Annotated in this window: 1 protein-coding gene; it reads right to left on the bottom strand. The window is 65.8% G+C overall.

What is annotated here, in order from left to right:
- Positions 1-608 (bottom strand): sodium ion-translocating decarboxylase subunit beta (locus ABLU67_RS24010; protein ID WP_170912141.1); only part of this gene is annotated, 608 nt, incomplete at both ends.

Here is a 608-nt window from a genome sequence, read left to right as displayed (position 1 = left end):
GCCATCAGCACCCCCGCCGCCGTCCCCACGCAGAACGCAATCACCCCCAGCACCAGTATCCCCAGCGTCTGCGGCTGCAGGAACTTGTCCGCCACCAGCTTGGCCCCCACCGACAGCCCGAGGAAAATGGTCACGATATTTATCAGCCCGTTCTGCACCGTGTCGCTCAGGCGCTCCACCACCCCGCTCTCGCGCATCAGGTTGCCGAAGCAGAACATCCCCAGCAGCGGCGCCGCGTCCGGCAGCAGCAGCGCCACCAGCAGCAGCAGCACCGCCGGAAAGAGGATTTTTTCCCGCTTACTCACCGTGCGCAGCTGCACCATGCGGATTTTCCGCTCCTTCTCGCTGGTCAGCGCCTTCATAATCGGCGGCTGGATTAACGGCACCAGCGCCATATACGAGTACGCCGCCACCGCGATGGCCCCGAGTAATTCCGGCGCCAGCTTGCCCGACAGATAAATCGCCGTCGGGCCGTCCGCGCCGCCGATGATGCCGATGGCCGCCGCCTGCGGCAGGGTGAAGCTGATGATGCCGAAGTAGTTCAGCGTCAGCGCCCCCAGCACCGTGGCGAAGATGCCGAACTGCGCCGCCGCCCCCAGCAGCAGGGT

Source organism: Klebsiella sp. GN_Kp190 (genome assembly GCF_040061795.1).
Lineage (GTDB): Bacteria > Pseudomonadota > Gammaproteobacteria > Enterobacterales > Enterobacteriaceae > Klebsiella > Klebsiella michiganensis.
The sequence above is the reverse complement of the archived record's forward strand: the minus strand, read 5'-3'. Positions and strand labels throughout refer to the sequence as shown.